The sequence below is a fragment of the Nocardiopsis sp. N85 genome (assembly GCF_028882275.1).
Classification (GTDB): domain Bacteria; phylum Actinomycetota; class Actinomycetes; order Streptosporangiales; family Streptosporangiaceae; genus Nocardiopsis; species Nocardiopsis lambiniae.
In genome coordinates this window covers 1-21,035 of the sequence record NZ_JARBUT010000033.1, presented here as the reverse complement: position 1 = coordinate 21,035, position 21,035 = coordinate 1, and the positions used below count along the sequence as shown (strand labels likewise).

The following is a 21,035-nucleotide window of genomic DNA, read 5'->3' as shown; positions in this document are numbered from 1 at the left end:
GCGACAGTGAACGCGTCCTGACGCCCAAGGCCGTTTTTTGGGTGTTGTTGGACGACCAGAGGCGTGCCGGGGCCGCGTCCGGCGGAAGCAGGCTCACACCGGTGCCGAGCCGGCGGAGATCCACGCGCACCGGCTCACGGGTCAGCTCCTCCAGCACGTCGGCGCCCCGCCGGGTCGGACCCGACGGGACACCGCCGCATCAACCCCGCTCGAAGTGGCGGCGCCGCTCGAAGTCGCTCACGGTGGCCGAGAACGCCGCCAGCTCCGCCCGCCCCGCCGCGGCGTAGTGGCGGACGATGTCGGGACCGAACACCGACCGGGCGATCTCACTCTCCTCCCAGGCGAGGACCGCCTCCTCCAGGGAGGCGGGCAGCCGGGGCAGATCGGCCGCACCGGCGTCACCCGCCGTGGGCTCGGGCAGCGGTAGCTCCCGGTCGATCCCGTACAGCCCCGCGGCGATGATCGCCGCCACCGACAGGTACGGGTTGGCGTCCCCGCCCGGTACCCGGAACTCGATGCGCGCCGACTCCCCCTGCCCCACCACCCGCACCGGGCAGGTGCGGTTGTCCAGCCCCCACGCGATGGAGCTGGGCGCGTACGCCTGCGGCGACAACCTCTTGAACGAGTTCACGTTGGGCGCGTGCAGCAACGAGAACTCCCGCATGCACGCCAACTGTCCCGCCACGAAGTGCTCCATGTGCTCGGACATCCCGTACCGGCCCGACCCCGACCCGTCGTCGGCGAACACCGGCGTGCCCGTCCCGTCGCGCAGCGACAGGTGCACGTGGCAGGAGTTGCCCTCGCCCCCGTCGTACTTGGCCATGAACGTCAGCGCCACCCCGGCCTGGGCGGCCAGCGCCTTGGCCCCCGCCTTGTACACGACGTGGTTGTCGCAGGTGCGCAGCGCGTCGTCGTAGCGGAACACGATCTCGTACTGCCCCGGATGGCACTCGCCGCGCGCCGACTCCACCCGCATCCCCGTGCGCTCCATCGCGGTCCGGATCCGCCGTACGAACGGGTCGATCTCGGTGACCTCGGGCAGCGCGTAGTCGGAGTTGAACCGTGTCGCCGTGGTCAGCCCCCGGTAGTCGCCCTCGAACGCCTCCTGGTAGGAGTCGCGGAAGACCAGGAACTCCAGCTCGGTCCCCGCCAGCGCCCGCCATCCGCGTTCGGCCAGCCGGTCCAGCTGGGCCTTGAGCACCTGGCGCGGCGCCACCGGTACCGGTCGCCCGTCGGCGTCCAGGGCGTCGCCGAGCACGAGCGCGGTGCCCGGGTCCCAGGGCAGGTACCGCAGGGTGCCCGGGTCGGGCACGATCGCGAAGTCGCCCAGGCCGCCGCCCCACGGATCGGTGGCGTACCCCGGCCGCGATTCCATCTCCACGTCGGTGGCCAGCAGGTACAGGCAGGCGTCGAAGCCGTGCTCCAGGACGCGTTCGGCGAAGTCGCGCGGCGCCACCCGGCTGCCCTGGACCCGTCCCTGGAGGTCGGGCAGGGCGACGATGACGTCGGTGATCCCCCCCGACTCCACGTCGGCGCGCAACCGCTCCAGGGGGACCGGGAACGGCGGCGGGGGAGGGGAGGGTGGCAGCGTCTCGAACAGGGGCGGCAGGCCGTCGCCGATCAGCGGGTTCACGCCGTCTCCTCGGTGGTGAGCAGCGGGTTGGGGATCGCCGGGGCGTCCAGGTGGAACTCGGCGTCGCGTTCGGCGCGGTCGTGGTAGCCGCCGCCGAGCAGCCGCTCCCGGTTCAGGCACACCCGCTCGAACTCCGGTGCGAGCAGGTCGAACAGCGCGAACCGGTCGGCCAGCTCGGGGAACTCGGCCTGGTAGCGGTCGACCTCGGCGCGCGCCAACGCCCAGAACCGCTCCTCGGGCAGTCCCAGGTGTTCGTCCATCAGCGGTGCCAGGTAGCGGAAGTGGCCGACGAACAGGGACTTGACCACCGAGGAGGTGAGTTCGCGGGCGTCGAAGCGCATGAGCACGCCCAGCGCCTCGTCGGGCAGACCGGCGTATTCGGGCAGGTCGGTGTCCAGGAGCTTCATGTCGTCCACGAAGTCCTTGACGGCCAGCCGCGCCGGCCGGTCGTGCGCGTCGTAGACGACGATCGCGTTCTCCCCGTGCGGGTTGAACGCCACCCCGTACCGGTAGAGCAGGTGCAGGATGGGCGGCAGGACCGCGCCGAACAGCGCGGCCGTCCACGATTCGGCGTCCAGCCCGGAGCGCTTCACCAGCTCGGCCGTGAACGCACGGCCCTCCCCGTCCACGTGCAACAGGGCGGCCAGGGTGCGGGCCCGTTCGCCGGTGTCCAGGCGTTCGCCCACCGGTTCGCGCCACAGGGCGCCCAGGAGCTGCCGGTGCCGGTAGGGGGCGTCGGGGATGTCCTCCAGCACCGGGTGGCGCACCGCGACGGCGGCCACCTCGCCGGGCAGGATCACCCGGTGGCGCTCGGCCAGGAACGCGTCCCGGGCGTGCAGGGCGTGCACCCACCCGGTGCTGACCGGGGCGGCCCGGCACAGCTCCGTGGGGATGCCCCGGTAGACCATGGTGTTGAGGATGGCCAGCGACAGCTTGACGTTGAACCGGTCCGGGCGGGTGAGGTTGGTGAACGTGCGGATGGACTGCTGGGGCAGGTAGTCGTCCTCGGCCTCGCCGAGCGGGACGATCAGTCGGTGGGCGAGTTCGGCGGCGAACAGCGGCACCACCACCTCGTCCCACTGCCAGGGGTGGACCGGCAGCCACACGTACTCCTCGGGCCGCACCCCGGCCGCCGTCAGCCGTTCGGTGAACCGTGCGGTGACCGCCGCGCCCAACTCGCGCGAGCGCAGCGTCTCCGCCTCCAGGCCGGACACCCCGTGGTACTCCGCCAGGGAGGTGTGCACGGCGATCCACGGCAGCCGGGCCGGGCGTCGCGCCTCGGGTGGGAAGTCCGCGCGGTCGCGGGCCGAGAACCCCACCCGGCCCTTGTTGGCGAAGATCCACGGGTGGCCGGTCTGGTGTCCCTCCAACGCGGCGTAGGGCAGGTCGGCCAGCTCGGCGGCGCCCACCCGCTCCACCGCCAGGCGGGCGTCGGCGGACAGGGTCGCGTTCAGCTCCCCGACGGTGAAGGCCTCCACGGCCGGGTCCACGATCCCGGCCCCGCCCAGGTCGCGCAGGAGCGCGAACGGGGACGCCGGGGCGTCGTTCCCGTCGGGGCCGGTGCGCACGGCCGTGCCGGGCCGCACCCGCCACCCGTCCATGGTGGTGCGCCGTCCCGCGAACCGGTAGCGGGCACCGCCCACGTCGGCCCGCCATCGGCCGGGTCCCTCGGCCACGGGGGCCAGCGCGTACTCGAAGCACAGTTCGGCGAGCATCTTGGCGACCAGGTGGTCGCAGGCCCGGTCCCAGTGCTCGGCGGTGAGCTCGGCGGGCACCGGCAGGGGTGCGGCGGACGTGTCGGTCAAGGGGTTCACTCCTGCTCCTCGGGGACGGCCAACGGGTTGTCGACCAGGCCGTGCATGACGTCGAACTCGGCGTCGCGTTCGGCGCGCTCGTGGAAGCCGCCGCCCATGAGCTGCTCGCGGTTGAGGGCCACCCGACCCACCTTCGGGGCCAGCAGGTCGAACCAGGCGAAGCGCTCGGCCAGCTCGGGGAAGCGCGCGTGGTAGGCCAGTACCTGCGCGCGGGCCAGTGCCCACAGCCGTTCCCCGGGCACGCCCAGGTCGTGGTCGACGATGTCGGCGAGGAAGCGCAGGTGCCCGGCGCAGATCGCGGACAGCACCGAGTGCGCCAGCTCCTCCGGCTTCCACCGGTGCAGCACCGACCGCACGTGCTCGGGGATCTCGGCGTACTCGGGCAGGTCGAAGGGGAGCAGTTCGACGTCCGAGCCGAAGTCCTTGAGCGCGATGCGCACCGGTACCTCGTTCTCGTCCAGGATGAGCACCACGTTCTCCCCGTGCGGGGTGAAGGAGGCGCCGTACCGGTACAGGTAGTGCAGGACGGGCGGGAACAGGGCGGAGACGAACCGCTCCAGCCACGCCTCGACGCCGAGCCCGGAGCGTTCGATCAGTTCGGCGACCAGGGGGCGGCCGTCGGAGCCCCTGAGGAGCAGGCAGGCCATGGTCCGGGCGCGCTCGCCCTCGCGCAGGTGCAGGTGGATCGGCTCGCGCCAGATGGTGCCCAGGAGTTCGTGGAACCGGTAGGGGGCCTGGGGCATGGCGGCGAACACCGGGTGCGGCACGGTCGCCGAGGCGCGCTCGGCCAGCATCACCACCCCCGTCTCGGCGAAGAAGTCGTCGCGTTCGGCGAGGTCGCGCAGCCAGGCGCTGGTGTGCGGGGCGCATCCGGTCTGGGTGCCGGACAGGCCGCGCCACACCAGGGTGTTGCGGATCATCAGCGGCACCTTGACGTTGAGCCGGTCGGGCCGGTCCAGGTTCATCAGGGTGCGGATGGACTGGAAGGGCCGGTAGCGGTCGCGGCTCTCGCCCAGCCGGACGACCCGGCCCAGGGCGAGTTCGCCGGCGAACAGCGGCGCGATGACCTCGTCCCACTGGAAGGGGTGGACCGGGACCCACAGGTACCGGTCGGGGTCGCCGCCGCGCTCACGGATCCTCGCGGCGAACCCCGCGCGCTGGTCGTCGTCGAGTTCGGCGGCCAGGAGCGCGGCCCGGTCGGTGCCCGCCATGGCCTGGAACCGGCCCAGGTCGGGATGGACGGCGATCCACACCAGACGGAACGCGCCGCGGGCCTCGGGGGTGTAGCGGGCGGCGTCGTCGGCGGAGAACCCGAGCCTGCCCTTGTTGACGAAGATGCAGGGGTGGCCGGTCTGGTAGCCCTCCAGGTCCTCGTAGGGCAGGTCGACCAGGTCGGCGGCCGGGAGGGCGGCGGCCAGCAGGCGCGCGTCGGCGGCGTGGGTGGCCAGCAGGTCGCGCACCACCTCGGCCAGGGAGTCGCCGGGCAGGCCCACGGTCCGCTGGGCGTCGGTGACGAACCGGGTGGGGTCCCAGGCCGGTTCGGCGCCCTCGTCGTCCACGCGGACGAAGGAGTCGGGGTCCGCGTGCCAGGACCCGAACCCGCCGCGCCGGGCGGTGAAGGTGTAGACGACGCCGTCGTCCACGGGCAGCCGCCAGGCGGGGGAGCCGCCGGGGGCGTCGCCGGTGGGTGAGGGGACGATCATCTCCTCGTAGGCCATCTCGCCCACCATGTGGGCGAGCAGGCGACGCCCGGCCCGGCGCCACGGGTCGGCGTCGTGGGTGTGCTGTGCGTTCTCAGACATGGTGCGGTCTTTCGGTGGGGTGCGCGGTGGAGGGGACGGTGGTCGTCGGCCGGCCGGTGAAGGACAGGAGGAGGGCCAGGGCGGCGAACAGTCCCGCCCCGGCCAGCAGCGGCAGCCCCAGCCCGGCCCCGGCCAGGGCGGTGGCGGCCACCGGGCTGATCAGGGTCGCGGCGACCCGCACGGTGGCCACGATCGAGAACGCCGGCCCGGCCGTGCCGGTGGCGGAGAACACCCGCAGGTCCAGGGCGATGTGTCCCAGGCCCAGTCCGACGCCGAAGACGATCCGGCCCAGGGCCAGCAGGGCGAGGTCGTCGGTGAGGAACTGTCCGGCCAGCCCGGCGGCGGCCGCCAGGCACGCCACCGGTAGCAGGGCCCGGCCCAGCAGGGCGTGGGCCCGGCCGGCCAGCGGCAGCACCGCCAGCACGGAGATCTGCGGCAGGAGGAAGAGGAGGGCGGCGGCCGTGGTGCCGATGCCGCCGTCCTCCACGTAGAGGGTGAAGAAGGGCCGCACGATGAGCCGGGCGATCTCCACCGCCAGCACGATCGCGCTCACCGTGACGATCGCCGTCACGGCACCGGGGGCCGTGCCGGGGACCGTCTTCGTCCCGGCGGTCGCCGCGTCGGCGGTGTCGGTGACGGCGGGACCGGTCCTCCCCCCGGGCAGCCGCCGGTGACACAGCACCGCCAGGGCGACGTACAGCAGCGCGCAGGCGGCGATACCCCACCGGGGCTGGGGCAGGGCCATGATCCCCGCGCCGATGAGGGTCGCCACCACGGTGCCGCCGTTGATGACGTAGGCGAACACGGTGACGTCGCGGACCCGGTCGGTGCCGGTGCCCACGAACGCCGGGTAGGCCAGGGTGAACGCCATCGTGACCGCGACCTGCGCCGCCGACAGCACCAGGAACACCGGGTAGGTCGGCGAGACGGCCAGCGCCACCTCCAGTACCGCCGCCACCCCCAGGGACCCCAGCACCAGGGACGACAGGGAGAACCGCCGGGCGATCAGCCCCCACAGGGGCATGGCCACCAGCGCGGTCACCCGGCACACCCAGATGTACACGCCGGTGGCCGCCGGGTCGGTGACCCCGAACAGGCGCTCGAACAACTGCGGATAGAACGGGCTCAACGCCACGTCGCCGACGAGGTGCAGGAGGACGACCAGCAGGTACAGCCGGCGGAAGGCCGGCCCGCTCACCGCCCCGCCCCGGTCGGTGCGCCGAAGGACGTGAACGCCGTCCGCTCCGGCAGCCGGTACACGGGACGTCCGGCGATGGAGTTGAGGATGACGGCCGCCCGCCAGGCGCCGAGCCCCAGGTCGGGGGCGCCCACGCCGTGGGTGTGCAGTTCGGCGTTCTGCACGTGGACGGGCGCGGTCAGCGTCGGGTCGGTGACCAGGCGCAGGTCCTCGTCGATGAGCGGACGTCCCCGGTCGTCGGTCTCGATCAGCTTGGCGATGGGCGCCAGGAAGTCGGGGGAGCGCTGGGCGTACCCGGAGGCGGAGATCACCGCGCCGGTGCGCACGGTGAACTCGGCGTCCTGCTCGCGGTGGCGGAAGCGCAGCGCGAACCCGTCCCCGTCGGCCTCGGCCGCCAGCAGCTCGCAGTGGGCGCGCAGGTCGACGCCGACCTCGGCGCCGGCGATCCCGCGCTCGTAGAGCACGTCGTGGATCTCGGCGATGGTGTCGCCGCTGATGCCCTTGTACAGCTGCCACTGGGCGGGCACCACCCGGTCCCTGGTCTCCTGGGGCAGGCCGTGGAAGTAGCGGGTGTAGTCGGGGGTGAAGTGCTCCAGGCCGAGCTTGGAGTACTCCATGGGCGCGAACGCCGGGGAGCGGGTCAGCCAGTGCACCGCGCTCTCGCGGTGATCGGCGGAGCGCAGCAGGTCCAGGAACACCTCGGCGCCGGACTGGCCCGATCCCAGGACGGTGATGTCGTCCACCCCGGCCAGGTGGGCGGCCTTGTCGAGGTACTCGGCGGCGTGGAGGACCCGGTCGCCCACCAGGGGGCGCAGCGGCTCGGGCAGGACCGGTTCGGTACCGATGCCCAGGACCAGGGCGCGGCCGCGCGTGCGGGTCACGGTCCCCTCGCCGTCGACGTGCTCCACGGTGAACACCCCGGCCTCGTGGTGGACGGCGGTCACACGGGCGTCGAACCGGCACGAGTCCAGCGAGCGGGCCACCCAGCGGCAGTAGTCGTCGTACTCGCGGCGCGGCACGTGGAAGTGCTCGGAGAAGTAGAACGGGAACAACCGGTCGTGTTCGCGCAGGTAGGACAGGAACGACCAGGGGCTGGTGGGGTCGACCAGGCTGACCAGGTCGGCGAGGAAGGGCACCTGGAGGCGGGCGCCCTCCAACAGCAGGCCCGGGTGCCAGGAGAACGTGGGTCGGGCCTCCAGGAACCGCGCGTCGAAACCGGGGACGCCGTCGGCCAGGGCGGCCAGGGCCAGGTTGAACGGGCCCAGTCCGACGCCCACCAGGTCGTGCGGCACGTCGTCCCCGGGGGTGGGGGAACGGAGATCGGTGCTGGTCAACGGGACTCCTTCAGGGCGGCCGCCTCGGTGTCGCCGGCGGTGACGACCTCGGCGAGCAGGGCGGCGGTGTCGTCGACGGTGGTGTCGGGGTTGAGCAGGGTGAGCTTGAGCCACACCCGGCCGTCGATGCGGGTCCGGCCCACCACGGCCCGACCTTCCTCCAGGAGGCGACGGCGCAGCCGGGCGTTGACCTCGTCGGAGTCGGCGCCGGCGTCGTAGCGGAACACCACGGTGGTCAGGGAGGGGGTGGTGGCCAGGTGGAGGCGGGGGTGGGCGGTGACCCGGGCGGCGGTGCGCAGGGTCAGGTCCCGGCAGGCGTCCACGAGACGTCCCAGTCCGTCGGTGCCCAGGACGCGCAGGGTGACGGCGATCTTGAACACGTCGGCACGGCGGGTGGTGCGCAGCGAGTAGCCGAGCAGGCTGGGGTAACCGGCCTCCTCGTCGTCGGTGGGGTTGAGGTAGTCCACCGACCGGGACAGCGGCGCGAACAGGGCGCGTTCGCGGGTGAGCAGAACGCCGGCGGCCACCGGCTGCCAGCCGAGTTTGTGCAGGTCGAGGCTGACCGAGTGGGCCCGGTCCAGCCCGGCGAGCAGTCCGCGCAGGCGGCGGGAGAACAACAGCCCGCCGCCGTAGGCGGCGTCCACGTGCAGCCACACCCCGTACTCGCGGGCGATGTGGGCGATCGCGCCCAGGGAGTCGATGCCGCCCAGGTCGGTGGTGCCGGCGGTGGCGACGATCGCGACGGGGAGGTCGCCGTCGGCGCGCAGGGTGTCCAGGGCCTCGCGCAGGGCGCGGGGGCGCATCCGGTGGTGGGAGTCGACGTCCACGGTGACGACCGCGTCCTCGCCCAGCCCCAGCAGGGCCGCCGAGCGTTGGACGGAGAAGTGGGCGGCGGCCCCGCACAGGACGCGCGGGCGCGCGCCCGCGGCGGCCCGGGCGACCCCGTGCCGGACCGGGTCGCGTTCGGGGCCCGCCAGGGCGTGGTCGCGGGCCAGCAGCAGGGCGGTGAGGTTGGACTCGGTGCCGCCGGAGGTGACGACGCCGCCGGCGATCTCGGGGTCGTATCCGGCCAGTCCGGCGAGTTCGCCGATGACCTGGGTCTCCATGGCGGTCGCGGCGGGCGCCTGGTCCCAGGAGTCCATGGACTGGTTCAGGGCGGAGGCGACGGCGTCGGCGGCCACGGCCACGGCCAGCGGCGGGCAGTGCAGATGGGCGGCGCAGCGCGGATGGGCGGGGTCGGCGGCGTTGACCGCCAAGGCGTGGGTGAGCCGGGTGAGGACCCGTTCGGCCGGGCCGGGGGCACGCGGGTCGCCCCCGGGGGTGGAGGCCGGGGGGCCCAGGGCGGCCCGCACGGCCTCGGCCACCTGGTGGGGGGTGCGGGCGGGCAGCGGACCGTCGCGTTCGTCGCGGGCCCGGGTCAGCGCCTCGGCGGCGGACGCCACGAGCGCGGCCACGGCCTCCGGGCCGCCGGGGGCGCCGGCCAGGCCGTCGGCCAGGAGGGTGGAGGCGTCGGTGGGGACGGTGAGGCCGTCGGGCCTCCAGGTCACGGTGTCGCCACCGGGAGTGAGGGTCATGGGGCGTCGGGCTCCTGTTCTCTCTCCGAAGCGGGTCGGGACGCGCGCGGACGAGGACGTGGTGGGGGAGTCCCGGGCCACGGGGCCCGGTGATGGGGTTCGCCGGACCGAGGGGTCAGCGCAGGGGCATGATCAGGGCGTGGTGGCGGCGCCAGCCCGGGTGGGGCTCGACGTCGCCGACGTGGGTCCAGCCGTTGCGCAGGGTCAGGTCCAGGGCGTGGGCGTTGGTCTCGGCGACCAGCCCGGCGACGCGCTCCTCGGTCCGGCCCCGGATGAGGAAGGGGAAGGCGCGTTCGACGATGCCGCTGCGGCGGAAGGCCGTGGGGACGAGGGCCTCGCACATGGCGAAGGTGCGGCCCGGGCGCTCCGCGGTCATCTCATCGGCGTCCACCCCGGGCAGCGGGGTGAATCCGTTCCACCAGCCGGTGGACGCGGGCAGCGTGTATCCGTAGGCGAACCCGGCCAGGACGCCGTCGGCGTGGCAGGAGGTGAGCCGGAAGCCCTCGCGGCCGGCGCTGAAGGCCAGGCGTTCGGCGAAGGTCGGGTCGTTGTGGTCGGGCAGGTGCAGGGCGTGGGCGTAGACCTCCTCGTAGGCCTTCACCCAGGGGGTGGGGTCGGCGAGCACGTCGGCGCCGGTGTGGTCGTCGATCCGCCAGGTGACGGAGGTCGTCTGGGCCGCGATGGCGGGGGACACGGACACGGTGGGTGCTCCTCGGTCGGGGCGCGGGGCGGTGACGGAACGCGGTCGCGCACGACACGACCGCATTAATTAGGACAGGCTAACCTAAAACTGTCAAGGGGTGTGCGTACGGCCCCGCCACGAGCGGGGCGACGCTCAGGGCGACCGGGTGTCGACGGTGGTGCGCGCCGCCGCCGGATGCCCCAGGAACGCGGGCATGGCGAACTCGAACCCGTAGGCGCCGGCGTTGGGGAAGACCAGCACGTCCCCGGCGCGCACCGATGCCACGCGCACGTCCCGGGCCAGCACGTCCTCGGGTGTGCAGAGCTCACCGGACACCGTGACCGACGCCCCGAGCGCCTCGGGACGCGGCAGGGGGTCCGGCCACGACTCCTCCTCCAGCACCGCGAAGGTGTGGCGGATCTCCCACGAGGTGGGCAGCTGGAAGTGGTTGATCCCGCCTCGCACCACCGCGAAGGTCCCGCCGTGGGCCGACTTCACGTCCGTCACCCGGGTGGCGTACCACCCGGCCGGGGCCGTGATCCAGCGACCCGGTTCGAACACGAGCTCCACGCCCGGGTCGGGCACGTCCGCGAGCGCGGCACCGAACCCCTCCAGGTCGAAGGCCTCGTCGCCCTCTTCGAACGGCACGCCCAGACCGCCGCCCACGTCCACCGTGCGCAGGTCCACCCCGTGCCGGTCGGCCGTGCTCCGCGCCCACTCCAGGCACCACAGCACGTAGGCCGCGTGCGCCCGGGCGTCGGTGTTGCCGCTGACCGCGTGCACGTGGAACCCCGTCAGGTCCAGACCGGGCAGGGACGACACCGTCGCCACCACCTCGGGGACCTCGTCCTCGGGAACCCCGAACGGGCCGGGGGCGCCGCCCATCACGAGCGAGCCGCTCACCGGAACCCGGGCGGGATTGACCCGGATCGTCACCGGCAGCACCGTGTCCGCGGCGACCGCCGCCGCCGAGGCCCGGTGCGCCTCCAGGGCGCTCTCCAGGTTGACCACCACGTCGGCACCGTGCTCGCCGCGCAATCGGGCCAGCCCGGCCAACAGCTCGGGCGTCTTGCCCGGACCGCTCACCGCGATCCGCGCACCCGGACCGCCGCGCCGTTCGCGCAACGCCGCCAGGGAGGCGCGGGCCTCCCGCAGCGAGGCCGCCTCGAAACCGTCCACCGACTCGGCCAGGTGCGCCAGCATCGGCTCGAACCCGTTGGCCTTGACCGCGAAGTACACCCGGGCCCATGCCGGCAGCACCTTGCGCAGCGTGCGGACGCGATCGGCGGCCAGCAGCGGGTCGTAGACGTACCCGGCGCCGGGGTCGGCGGCCAGACGCAGCGCCGCCTCCCGTACGGGAGCGGGGATCCGGTCGATGCCCAGGGCGGGGGCGTGCTCGAAGGAACGGGGTGGTTCCACGGGGGTTCTCCCGGTAGGTCGTGATCACGCGGTCGCGCGGCGGGAGGGGCCGCCGCGCGACCGTACGAGCGAGAGCGGAGCGGTGAGGAGGGACTCCGTCAGCGCTGCGGGTCGACGTCGAAGATCTCGGCGACGTCGTCCAGCACCGCGTGCGCGGCGATCAGGCCCACGCCGGAGATCCAGTACTCGTCGTTCACCTCGGTGATCCCGCCTTCGAGCTCGCTCCACAGGGGAGCGGACATGTACTCCTCCTTGCTCTCCTGGACGCCGTCGGCACCGCCGTCGTCGTAGGTGGCGACGAAGATGTACTCGGCGTCCAGGTCGAGCAGGCGCTCCTGGCTGTGGTAAGTGACGATGTCCTCGGCCTCGGTCTCCACGCCCGGACCCGGCTCCAGGCCGAGGTCCTCCAGGATCACGCCGATGTAGGACTTCGGGGTGTACAGGCGCACGCCCTCGGCGTCACCGGCGAACCGGGCCACCGACACGGTCGGCGCCTCGCCCCCGTTGGCCTCGACGATCGCCTCGCCCAGGGCGGCGGCGCGCTCCTCGAACTCGGTGACGAGGCGCTCGGCCTCCTCCTCGGCGTCCAGGGCCGCACCGGTCAGGACCAGGTTCTCCTTCCAGGTGGCACCCGTGGTCTCCGACATCACGGTGGGGGCCACCTCGGAGAACTGCTCGTACCCGTCACCGTGGCGGACCTGGGCCGACAGGATCAGGTCGGGGTCGGTGGAGGCGACCAGCTCCGGGTCCAGGTCCCACAACAGGCCCACCGGGACGGCCTCGTCGGAGGTGCCGACGTTCCAGTCGCTGTTCACCAGGTACTCGGGCAGCGAGGTGACGTCCTCGGCGAAGGTGGTGAAGCCCACCACGTCGCCGCCCAGGGCCAGCGTGGAGTCCACGTAGGCGGCGTCCAGGGGCAGGACCCGCTCGGGGGCCGCCGGGATCTCGGTCGACCCGAGGAAGTGCTCCACCGTGCGGGGGTAACCGTCGGTGGGCTCGTTGGTCGCCTCGGGGTTCCCACCGGGGCCGGAGGCCCCGCAGGCGGTGAGCATCGCGACGGTGGCGACCGCCGCGATGGACGGCAGGGTCAGGCGACGCATCCGAGTGGGAAGGGTCATTCAAGGGCTCCATCAGGTCGGGGAACGGCCCCACGGTCGGGGAGGGCGGGGTACGCGGACCGCGGGGCGGTGTGTCGTTCCAGGCCAGAACGTGGCAAACTTAGATCATCCAGATGCGGCTAGGCAAACCTAACTAAGGATTGCCTGGCCTTCGTCATGATAGGAGTCCGGGTGTACGACACCTCCGGGCCGCCCCCCGTTACCGCGACGGCGGCCCCCATCGCGACCGCCGGTGCGACGGTCGCCGCCCGTCGCACCCGACGCCTGGCCGGGCTGCTGCTCCTCGTCCTGCTGCTGGGCGCGGCCGCGCTCGCCAGCGTCCTGATCGGCGCCCGGGGCCTCACCCCCGACATCGTGTGGCGGGCGCTCACCGACACCGCCGGCGCCGAAGCCGACATCATCGTCCGCGACATCCGCCTGCCCCGCACCGCGTTGGGCGTCCTCGCCGGGATCTCCCTGGGCATGGCGGGGGCCCTCATGCAGGGTCACACCCGCAACCCCCTGGGCGACCCCAGCATCCTCGGCGTCACCTTCGGCGCCGCCCTGGCCGTGGTCGTGGGCATCGCGTTCTTCGACCTCACCGCCGTGCACGTGCAGACCTGGCTGGCCTTCGCCGGGGCGGGCGTCGCCGTCGTCGTGGTCTACCTCATCGGATCGGTCCCCGGACGCGGGCCGACCCCCCTCACCCTGGCCCTGGCCGGGACCGCCGTGAGCTGGCTGGCCTACTCCCTGACCTCGGGGTTGGTCCTGCTGGACCGCTCCACCATGGACGACTTCCGCTTCTGGCGGGTGGGCTCCCTCATCGGCCGCGACCCCGAGATCCTCGGCCCGATGCTGCCCGTCGTCATCGTGGGCGTCGTGCTCGGCCTGGCCAACGCCGGGGCCCTCAACGCGCTCGCCCTGGGAGAGGACACCGCCCGCGCCCTCGGGCACCGGGTCGGCCGGGCCCGAGTGGTGGGTCTGACCGCGATCACCCTGCTCACCGGCGTCACCGTCGCCGCCTGCGGCCCCATCGCGTTCGTCGGCCTCATCGTCCCCCACCTGGCCCGCGGGCTGGTGGGCGCCGATCACCGGTGGCTGCTGCCCTACTCCGCCCTCATGGGCGCGGTCCTGCTGCTGGCCGCCGACGTACTGGGCCGCTTCCTGGCCCCGCCCGGCGAACTCCAGGTCGGCGTCGTGCTCGCCCTGGTCGGGGCGCCCTTCTTCATCCACATCGTCCGTCGCCGGAGACTGCTCTCGCTATGACACCCCTCGCCCCCGAACGCGGCGCGCGTCCGGAACAGGTACGCGACCGACTGCGCCGCAGCCACCGCACCCTGACCCTGGGCCCGGTGGTCCTCCGCCTGCGACCGCGCCTGATCATCGTGTCCCTGATCACCTCGACGGTCCTGGCCGCCCTGGTCGCCCTCAACCTGTCCCTGGGACAGACGGCCCTGAGCCCCGCCCAGGTGTGGGCGCACATCATCGGCACCGACTACGAGCACTACTTCACCGTGTGGCGGGTGCGGATGCCGCGCGTGGTGGTGGGCCTGCTCGCCGGGGCCGCCCTGGCCGCCGCCGGCGCCATCACCCAGACCATCATGCGCAACCCCCTGGCCAGCCCCGACCTGCTCGGCGTCACCCACGGCGCCAGCGCGGGCGTGGTCGCCCTCCTGGCCTTCGGCGGCAGCTACGGCATCCTCACCGGCGGCCCCTCGGCCTCGCTGGGAGTGCCCGCCGTCGCCCTGATCGGCGGGCTCGCCGCGGGCGCGTTGTGCTACACCCTGTCCCTTCGCAACGGGATCGACGGCTACCGGCTGCTGCTGGTGGGCGTGGGCGTCTCCACCATCCTCATGAACCTCACCCTGTGGATGCTCACCCTGGGAGAGGTCACCGACACCGGCCGGGCCATGGTCTGGGTCGCCGGCAGCCTGACCATGCGCACCTGGGAGAACGCCGCGCCCGTCGCCCTGGCCCTGGCGATCCTGCTACCGCTCGCGCTGGCCTCCTCGCGCACCCTGGACGCCCTGGCCCACGACGACGACGTGGTGCGCGGACTGGGCGTGGACCTGGGGCGCGCCCGCACCGCCATGCTGTTCCTGGCCGTGCTGTTGGCCGCCTTCGGGACCTCCGCCGCCGGCCCGATCCTCTTCGTCTCCCTGGCCTGCCCGCAGATCGCCCTGCGCCTGGCCGGCGCCTCCCGGCCGCCCGTGCTGCTGTCGGCCCTGGTCGGCGCCGCCCTGGTCTGCGCCGCCGACCTGCTGGCCCGCACCATGCTCGACAACATCCAGCTCCCGGTGGGCGTCGTCACCGGCTGCCTGGGCGCCCTGTACCTCATGTACCTGCTCGTCCGCGCCAACCGGAGGACCCAAGCATGACCGCCCCGCAGACCACCGGCATCGACGCCGTCCCCGCCGGCGGCCCGGTCCGCCTGAGCGCGCGCGGCCTGACCCTGGCCTACGACGACCATGTCATCGTCGACGGGCTGGACGCGGACATCACCGAGGGCACCATCACCTGTGTCATCGGCCCCAACGGGTGCGGCAAGTCCACGATGCTGCGCGCCCTGGGCCGGTTGATGCGGCCCAGGGCCGGACTGGTGGAACTGGACGGCCGCGACATCCACCGCACCCCCACCCGCGAGGTCGCCCGGGTGCTGGGCGTCCTGCCCCAGCAACCGGTGGCCCCCGACGGACTGACCGTCGCCGACCTGGTCGCGCGCGGCCGCCACCCGGCCCAGCGCTGGTACCGCCAGTGGTCGGGAGACGACCACGAGGCGGTCGCCCGGGCGTTGGAGCAGACCGGGCTGGCCGAACTGGCCGACACCCCGTTGTCGGAGCTGTCCGGCGGGCAACGCCAGCGCGCCTGGATCTCCATGGTCCTGGCCCAGGGCACCGACCTGCTCCTGCTGGACGAGCCCACCACCTTCCTCGACCTGGTCCACCAGGTGGACGTGCTCGACCTGGTGCGCGAACTGCACCGGGAGGGCGGGCGCACCATCGTCATGGTCCTGCACGACCTCAACCTCGCCGCCCGCTACGCCGACACGATCATCGCGATGCGCGAGGGTCGGGTGCTGGCCTGCGGGGCGCCCACCGACGTGCTCACCCCCGGACTGCTCCGCGAGGCGTTCGGACTGGAGGCCGTGGTGGTGGACGACCCGGTCACCGGTGGACCCATGGTCGTCCCGATCGGTCGCAGCAAGGACGACTGAGGAGGAGAGGGGAGGAGCGGAACGGGGTCGCGGACGGGCCCGGGCGTGGGATCTGGACCGGGAACCGTCGGTGGGGGATCATCGTGGACGAGTGCCGACGGTGAGTGTTCCCACGGTGGCGATAAGTGATGAACTCAGCGATGCGCCGGAGTTGTGAGGGCGTTCACCTGGGTTTCACCCCTGCGAGTGGAACCTCGGCCAAGGTCGAGAGCGTCCGGCGGGACCACCCCGCCTGCCGCGACCCCGCGCGGCCCACCCCAGCCCCGTACCAGGGCGGAGCCGTTCGGGGACGTCACGATCCCCAAGGAGAAGGTGTGCCCGAATCCGCGCCCCACCGCCGCCCGCTGCCGCTCATCGGCACGGTCGGGGGCGGTCGTTCCCGCAGGACGTGCGAGTTGCGCTGCGGCGATGCCTGTTTCCACCCCGCGCCCAACACCAGCGACAACCCCTACTTCGGTGACGTCTTCGCCAAGGCGCTCTCCCGCCGCTCGATGCTGGGCGCCGCCGTGATCGGTGCCGGCGCCGGCGCCCTGGGCGTGGCCGTGCCCGCGGCCGCGGACCGAGGCCCGAACCGCCCCAAGCCGGCCCCTCGGCCCACCTTCAAGAGCGTCCTGCCCAACAACGACGACAAGGTCACCATCCCCAACGGCTACGACCAGCACGTCATCGTCCGTTGGGGCGACCCCGTGGTGCCCGGTGCCCCCGCCTTCGACGTCGAGAACCAGACCGCCGAGGCCCAGGCCGAGCAGTTCGGCTACAACTGCGACTACGTCGGCTTTCACCAGCTCGACGAGAACCGCGGCCTGCTGTGGGTCAACCACGAGTACACCAACGAGCACATCATGTTCCGGGGCTACCGGGGCGGAGCCTCGGCGACCGCCGAGCAGATCCGCATCGCGATGGCGGCCCACGGCGGTTCCCTCGTCGAACTCGACCGCGTCGGCCGCACCGGCCAGTGGCGCCTGTCCGGGGGCGAGCGGCGCTTCAACCGGCGGATCACCACCGAGACCCCGCTGACCCTCACCGGGCCGGCGGCCGGTCACGACCTCCTGAAGACGGCGGAGGACCCCACCGGGACCAAGGTGCGGGGCATGCTCAACAACTGCGCCGGCGGCTACACCCCGTGGGGCACCTTCCTCAGCGGTGAGGAGAACTTCAACCAGTACTTCGCCAAGGCCCCTGCCAGGCCGGAGTACTCCCGCTACGGCCTGCCCACCGGTTCCTCCGGTCGGCGCTGGGAGGGGGTCGACGAGCGCTTCGACCTCTCGCGTCACCCCAACGAGGCCAACCGCTTCGGCTGGATCGTCGAGATCGACCCGCTCGACCCCTCCGCGCCCCCCGCCAAGCGCACCATGCTCGGCCGCTTCAAGCACGAGGGCGCCACCATCCGTCTCGCGAAGGACGGCCGCGCGGTCGCCTACATGGGCGACGACGAGCGCTTCGACTACATCTACAAGTTCGTCAGCGCGAAGAAGTACCGCGAGGGCGACACCCGGCACAACCTCACGCTGCTCGACACCGGCGTCCTCTACGTCGCCCGCCTCACCGGCAACAGCCCCGAGGAGGAGATCGACGGCAGCGGAGCACTGCCCTCCGACGGTGAGTTCGACGGTTACGGCGACTGGATCGCGCTGACCAGCGACACCACGAGCTTCGTCGACGGATTCACCGTCGCCGAGGTGCTGATCCACACCCGGCTGGCCGCCGACACCGTCGGCGCCACCAAGATGGACCGCCCGGAGGACATGGAGGCCAGCCCCGCCACGGGCAAGGTCTACGTGGCCCTCACCAACAACTCCGCCCGTGAGCCGGGCCAGGCCGACGAGCCCAACCCGCGCGGGCCCAACAAGCACGGCCACATCCTGGAGATCATCGAGCACAACGCGGACTCCGCCGCCGAGGCCTTCGCCTGGAACGTCCCCCTGTTGTGCGGTGACCCCGAGGACGAGGACACCTACTACGCGGGCTACGACAAGTCGAAGGTCATGCCGATCTCCGCGCCGGACAACGTCGCCTTCGACAGGGACGGCAACCTGTGGATCTCCACCGACGGCCAGCCCGGCGCCATGGGGTTCAACGACGGCCTGCACGTCATGCCGGTCGAGGGCCGCTTCCGCGGTGAGCTGAAGACCTTCGCCACCGTCCCGGTGAGCGCCGAGGCCTGCGGTCCGCTGATCAGCGAGGACAACAAGACCGTGTTCCTCGCCCCGCAGCACCCCGGCGACAACGGCACCTTCGAGGCGCCCACCAGCGTGTGGCCCGACGGCGACTTCCCGCGCCCGTCGGTGGTCTGCATCTGGCACAAGGGCGGTCGCGACGTCGGTCAGTGATCGACGTCCCCGATCACCGGCCCCGGGACTCCATCGTGGGGGAGCCCCGGGGCCGGTTCACGCGCGGGGACCTACAGGACCTTGCCGAAGCACAGCGACGAGGGCGCGTCGGCGTAGGCGCCGAAGGGCTCCACCGGCTCGTACCCGGCCTTGGTGTAGAAGCGCACCGCGTCGGGCTGGCGGTCGCCGGTCTCCAGCCGCAACCGCTTCCACCCCCGTTCGAGGGCCCACTCCTCCAAGGCGAGCAGCAGGTGGGCGGCGGCCCCCGAGCCGCGGTGCTCGGGGAGCACGTACATCCGCTTGACCTCTCCGCCCTCGCCCTCGCCGAGGTCGCGCAGGCCTCCGCAGGCCACGGCGGTTCCGTCGGCGGCCCGGGCCAGGGCGAACACGGCGATGTCGGACGCCGTCGGCGGAGTGCCCGGTTCGGAGTCGGGGGTGCCGTACCGTTCGGCGATCTCGGCCCGTTGGCGGGCCCGCAGGGCGGACCCGTCGGGGTCCTCCCAGTTCACGAAGTCGATGCGCATGGCGAAACGGTAGCGACATCGTGTTACGGGCCCATGTCCCGCACCGCTCACCGGTCGATGAGGGCTTCGCGCACCGCCCGGAACTTGGAATCGGTCTCGGCGATCTCCGACTCCGGCTCGGAACCGGAGACGATCCCGCCGCCGGCGAACAGGCGGATCGTGGAACCGTCCACGTACGCGCTGCGCAGGGCGATGCCCCACTCGGAGTTGCCCGCGCCGTCCACCCAGCCGACCGGCCCGGCGTAGCCGCCGCGGTCCATGCCCTCCGACGCGTCGATCAGCCGCATCGCCGTGGCGGTGGGGGTGCCGCCGACGGCGGCCGTCGGGTGCAGGGCGGCCACCGCGTCCAGGGCGGACACCCCCGGACGCAGCCGGGCGTGCGCGCGGGTGGCCAGGTGCTGGACGTTGGCCAACTGGAGCAGGTGCGGCCAGGCGGGGACGACCAGTTCCTCGGCGAGCGGCGCCAGGGCGTCGCGCAGGGAGTCCACCGCCAGTCCGTGCTCCTCCACGTCCTTGGCCGAGGACATCAGCTCCTCCGACAGACGCCGGTCCTCCTCCGGGGTGGCGCCGCGCGGCCGGGTCCCCGCCAGCACCAGCGAGGTCAGGTCCGTGCCCTCGCGACGCAGCAACAGCTCGGGGGTGGCGCCGACCATCCCCGCCACCGAGAAGGTGAGGCACTCCGGGTAGCGCTCGTTCAACCGCCCCAGGAGGGTGCGCACGTCGATGGGGGAGTCGGCCTCGGCGATCAGGTCGCGGGCCAGTACCGCCTTGTCGAGCTCCCCGTCGCGGATGCGGGCGATGGTGGCGGCGACGACCCGGCCCCACTCGGCGGCGGTCCGGGCGCCCGTGCGCCAGGAGAGCGGGCCGATCGGGCGCGGGACGGGGGTGGGGTACAGGAGTTCGTCGGGATGCGCGCCGGGTTCTTCGGTGATCGTGGTCAGCCACGCCCGGTCGCCTCGGCGGCCCAGCACGACACGGGGGACCAGCATCGTCGACCCCGCGGAGGTGGGCGAGAACGTGAACGTGCCGAAGGAGAGCATGCCGGTGCCGGGCAGGCGGACCTCGTCCTCCACCTCGGTCCGTTCCAGCAGCCCGTTGAGCCACCGGGCCGCCTCGGTGAACCGTGTGGTGTCGGTGGGCGCGGTCCCCTCGGGCTCGGCGTCCGGGGTCCACTGGGCGGCCCGTCCCCAGCCCACGAGTCCGTCATCGCCGTTCAGCCAGGCCAGTGGTGTGCCGGCGGGAAGTCGGCGCACCAGGGAACCGGCGTGTCCGCGTAGCGGAACGGTCCGGACGAAGAGCTTGGAGGGGCACACAACGGCGTTCACGACTCTCGATTCTAGGCCGCTTTGTGCCCCGAAGCGTCCCGTTTCGGGTGAATGGACGCGGGCCGTCAAGGACCCCCGCGCGCGAAGGGGTTGCCTCTTCTGCGGTTTCCGCACCCGGACCAGGTGAATCGGTGGACGTTCGGGGTGCTTCGTTGACCTGCGGAGATGTTCCCCTTCTCGAAGATGTGCGAGGTTATCCACAGATTGCCCTAATCGTGTCCGAAAGTTGACATTGTCCTCTACTCTGGTCCACGGCGCGCCGTCACGGGGAAGACGGCGCGCGACCGGCCACAGAGGAGACGTCGTCGTGATGGGTTCAGTGACACGGACCGTGACCGCGCCGCGCGCCGCGCGATGGGCGACCGCCGCCGTCGTGTCCACCGTCCTGCTCACCGGGTGCACCGCCGGCGGCTCGGGGGGCGCGCCGACGAGCGGAGCCTCGGGCAGCGGGAACGGCGACGCCGGACGGGCGGCGGCCGCACCGTGTGCGACCGACCCCGACCGGCGGATGCGCGGGGCCTGGCTCACCACGGTCCGCAACATCGACTGGCCCTCCGAGCCCGGCCTGTCCGCCGACGAGCAGCGGGCCGAACTCGACGCCTACCTCGACGACGCCGTCGCCATGGGCCTCACCTCGGTCTTCCTGCACGTGCGTCCCACCGCCGACGCCGTCTACGCCTCCGACAAGGAGCCGTGGGCCCGCTACCTCACCGGCGAACAGGGCGGCGACCCCGGTTACGACCCGCTGGAGTACGCCGTCGCCGAGGCGCACGCGCGCGGCCTGGAGATGCACGCCTGGTTCAACCCCTACCGGGTGGGCTTCCAGGACCCCGACGTCGAGAACCTGGCGGACGGGCACCCCGTCGAGCGCAACCCCGAGTGGCTGGTGGACTACGGCCCCGAGGCCTACGTCGATCCCGGCAACCCCGAGGTGCGGGCGTGGGTCACCGACGTCATCATGGACGTCGTGGAGCGCTATGACATCGACGGCGTCCACTTCGACGACTTCTTCTACCCCTACCCCAAGGACGGCGAGGAGTTCGACGACGACGCCTCCTGGGAGGCCCACGGCGGCGACTTCGACGACCG

The 21,035-nt window shown here is 73.0% G+C and carries 16 protein-coding genes; 5 read left to right on the top strand and 11 right to left on the bottom strand.

Features of this window, described 5'->3' with window-relative positions:
* Positions 1 to 199: 199 nt before the first annotated feature.
* From PWG71_RS28185 to PWG71_RS28145, 9 genes are all read right to left on the bottom strand, one after another.
* On the bottom strand, positions 200 to 1,633 hold the full coding sequence (locus tag PWG71_RS28185; protein WP_274813111.1) for a glutamine synthetase family protein: 1,434 nt from the start codon (positions 1,631 to 1,633) through the stop codon (positions 200 to 202).
* A complete protein-coding gene (locus PWG71_RS28180) occupies positions 1,630 to 3,438 on the bottom strand; it encodes an IucA/IucC family protein (RefSeq protein ID WP_274813110.1) in 1,809 nt (602 codons plus the stop codon). The genes PWG71_RS28185 and PWG71_RS28180 overlap by 4 nt, the downstream gene beginning before the upstream one ends.
* Positions 3,439 to 3,443: 5 nt before the next feature.
* Positions 3,444 to 5,249 carry an IucA/IucC family protein gene (locus tag PWG71_RS28175; RefSeq protein WP_274813109.1) on the bottom strand — a complete coding sequence of 602 codons (1,806 nt, stop codon included), beginning with the start codon at positions 5,247 to 5,249 and terminating at the stop codon, positions 3,444 to 3,446.
* Positions 5,242 to 6,447 carry an MFS transporter gene (locus PWG71_RS28170; protein WP_274813108.1) on the bottom strand — a complete coding sequence of 402 codons (1,206 nt, stop codon included), beginning with the start codon at positions 6,445 to 6,447 and terminating at the stop codon, positions 5,242 to 5,244. The genes PWG71_RS28175 and PWG71_RS28170 overlap by 8 nt, the downstream gene beginning before the upstream one ends.
* Positions 6,444 to 7,781: a lysine N(6)-hydroxylase/L-ornithine N(5)-oxygenase family protein gene (locus PWG71_RS28165; RefSeq protein ID WP_274813107.1), complete on the bottom strand. Its 1,338-nt coding sequence runs from the start codon at positions 7,779 to 7,781 to the stop codon at positions 6,444 to 6,446. The genes PWG71_RS28170 and PWG71_RS28165 overlap by 4 nt, the downstream gene beginning before the upstream one ends.
* The gene (locus tag PWG71_RS28160; RefSeq protein ID WP_274813106.1) at positions 7,778 to 9,355 is read right to left on the bottom strand and encodes a pyridoxal phosphate-dependent decarboxylase family protein; all 1,578 of its coding nucleotides are present in this window, start codon (positions 9,353 to 9,355) and stop codon (positions 7,778 to 7,780) included. Before PWG71_RS28160 ends, PWG71_RS28165 begins: the two co-directional genes overlap by 4 nt.
* Before the next feature lie 115 nt (positions 9,356 to 9,470).
* Positions 9,471 to 10,055 carry a GNAT family N-acetyltransferase gene (locus PWG71_RS28155; RefSeq protein ID WP_274813105.1) on the bottom strand — a complete coding sequence of 195 codons (585 nt, stop codon included), beginning with the start codon at positions 10,053 to 10,055 and terminating at the stop codon, positions 9,471 to 9,473.
* Between the two features lie 135 nt (positions 10,056 to 10,190).
* Entirely contained in the window at positions 10,191 to 11,456 is a 1,266-nt protein-coding gene (locus PWG71_RS28150) for an alanine racemase (protein WP_274813104.1), read from the bottom strand.
* A gap of 98 nt (positions 11,457 to 11,554) precedes the next feature.
* Positions 11,555 to 12,574 carry an ABC transporter substrate-binding protein gene (locus tag PWG71_RS28145; RefSeq protein WP_274813103.1) on the bottom strand — a complete coding sequence of 340 codons (1,020 nt, stop codon included), beginning with the start codon at positions 12,572 to 12,574 and terminating at the stop codon, positions 11,555 to 11,557.
* A 171-nt stretch (positions 12,575 to 12,745) separates the two neighbouring features.
* Between PWG71_RS28145 and PWG71_RS28140 the strand changes: the two genes are divergently transcribed.
* From PWG71_RS28140 to PWG71_RS28125, 4 genes are all read left to right on the top strand, one after another.
* Positions 12,746 to 13,819, top strand: coding sequence for a FecCD family ABC transporter permease (locus PWG71_RS28140; protein WP_274813102.1), 1,074 nt, complete (start codon positions 12,746 to 12,748; stop codon positions 13,817 to 13,819).
* Positions 13,816 to 14,931 carry a FecCD family ABC transporter permease gene (locus tag PWG71_RS28135; RefSeq protein ID WP_274813101.1) on the top strand — a complete coding sequence of 372 codons (1,116 nt, stop codon included), beginning with the start codon at positions 13,816 to 13,818 and terminating at the stop codon, positions 14,929 to 14,931. Before PWG71_RS28140 ends, PWG71_RS28135 begins: the two co-directional genes overlap by 4 nt.
* The gene (locus PWG71_RS28130; protein ID WP_274813100.1) at positions 14,928 to 15,767 is read left to right on the top strand and encodes an ABC transporter ATP-binding protein; all 840 of its coding nucleotides are present in this window, start codon (positions 14,928 to 14,930) and stop codon (positions 15,765 to 15,767) included. The genes PWG71_RS28135 and PWG71_RS28130 overlap by 4 nt, the downstream gene beginning before the upstream one ends.
* A 314-nt stretch (positions 15,768 to 16,081) precedes the next feature.
* Complete coding sequence (locus PWG71_RS28125; RefSeq protein WP_274813099.1) at positions 16,082 to 18,097, top strand: PhoX family protein; 2,016 nt, start codon at positions 16,082 to 16,084, stop codon at positions 18,095 to 18,097.
* Between the two features lie 71 nt (positions 18,098 to 18,168).
* Here the strand turns inward: PWG71_RS28125 and PWG71_RS28120 are convergent, their stop codons facing one another.
* Both PWG71_RS28120 and PWG71_RS28115 read right to left on the bottom strand, forming a co-directional pair.
* Positions 18,169 to 18,621: a GNAT family N-acetyltransferase gene (locus PWG71_RS28120; protein ID WP_274813098.1), complete on the bottom strand. Its 453-nt coding sequence runs from the start codon at positions 18,619 to 18,621 to the stop codon at positions 18,169 to 18,171.
* A 47-nt stretch (positions 18,622 to 18,668) separates the two neighbouring features.
* Positions 18,669 to 19,946: an isochorismate synthase gene (locus PWG71_RS28115; RefSeq protein ID WP_274813097.1), complete on the bottom strand. Its 1,278-nt coding sequence runs from the start codon at positions 19,944 to 19,946 to the stop codon at positions 18,669 to 18,671.
* 310 nt (positions 19,947 to 20,256) lie between these two features.
* Here PWG71_RS28115 and PWG71_RS28110 point away from each other — a divergent pair.
* The coding region (locus tag PWG71_RS28110; protein WP_274813096.1) for a glycoside hydrolase family 10 protein at positions 20,257 to 21,035 on the top strand (779 nt) is incomplete at its 3' end.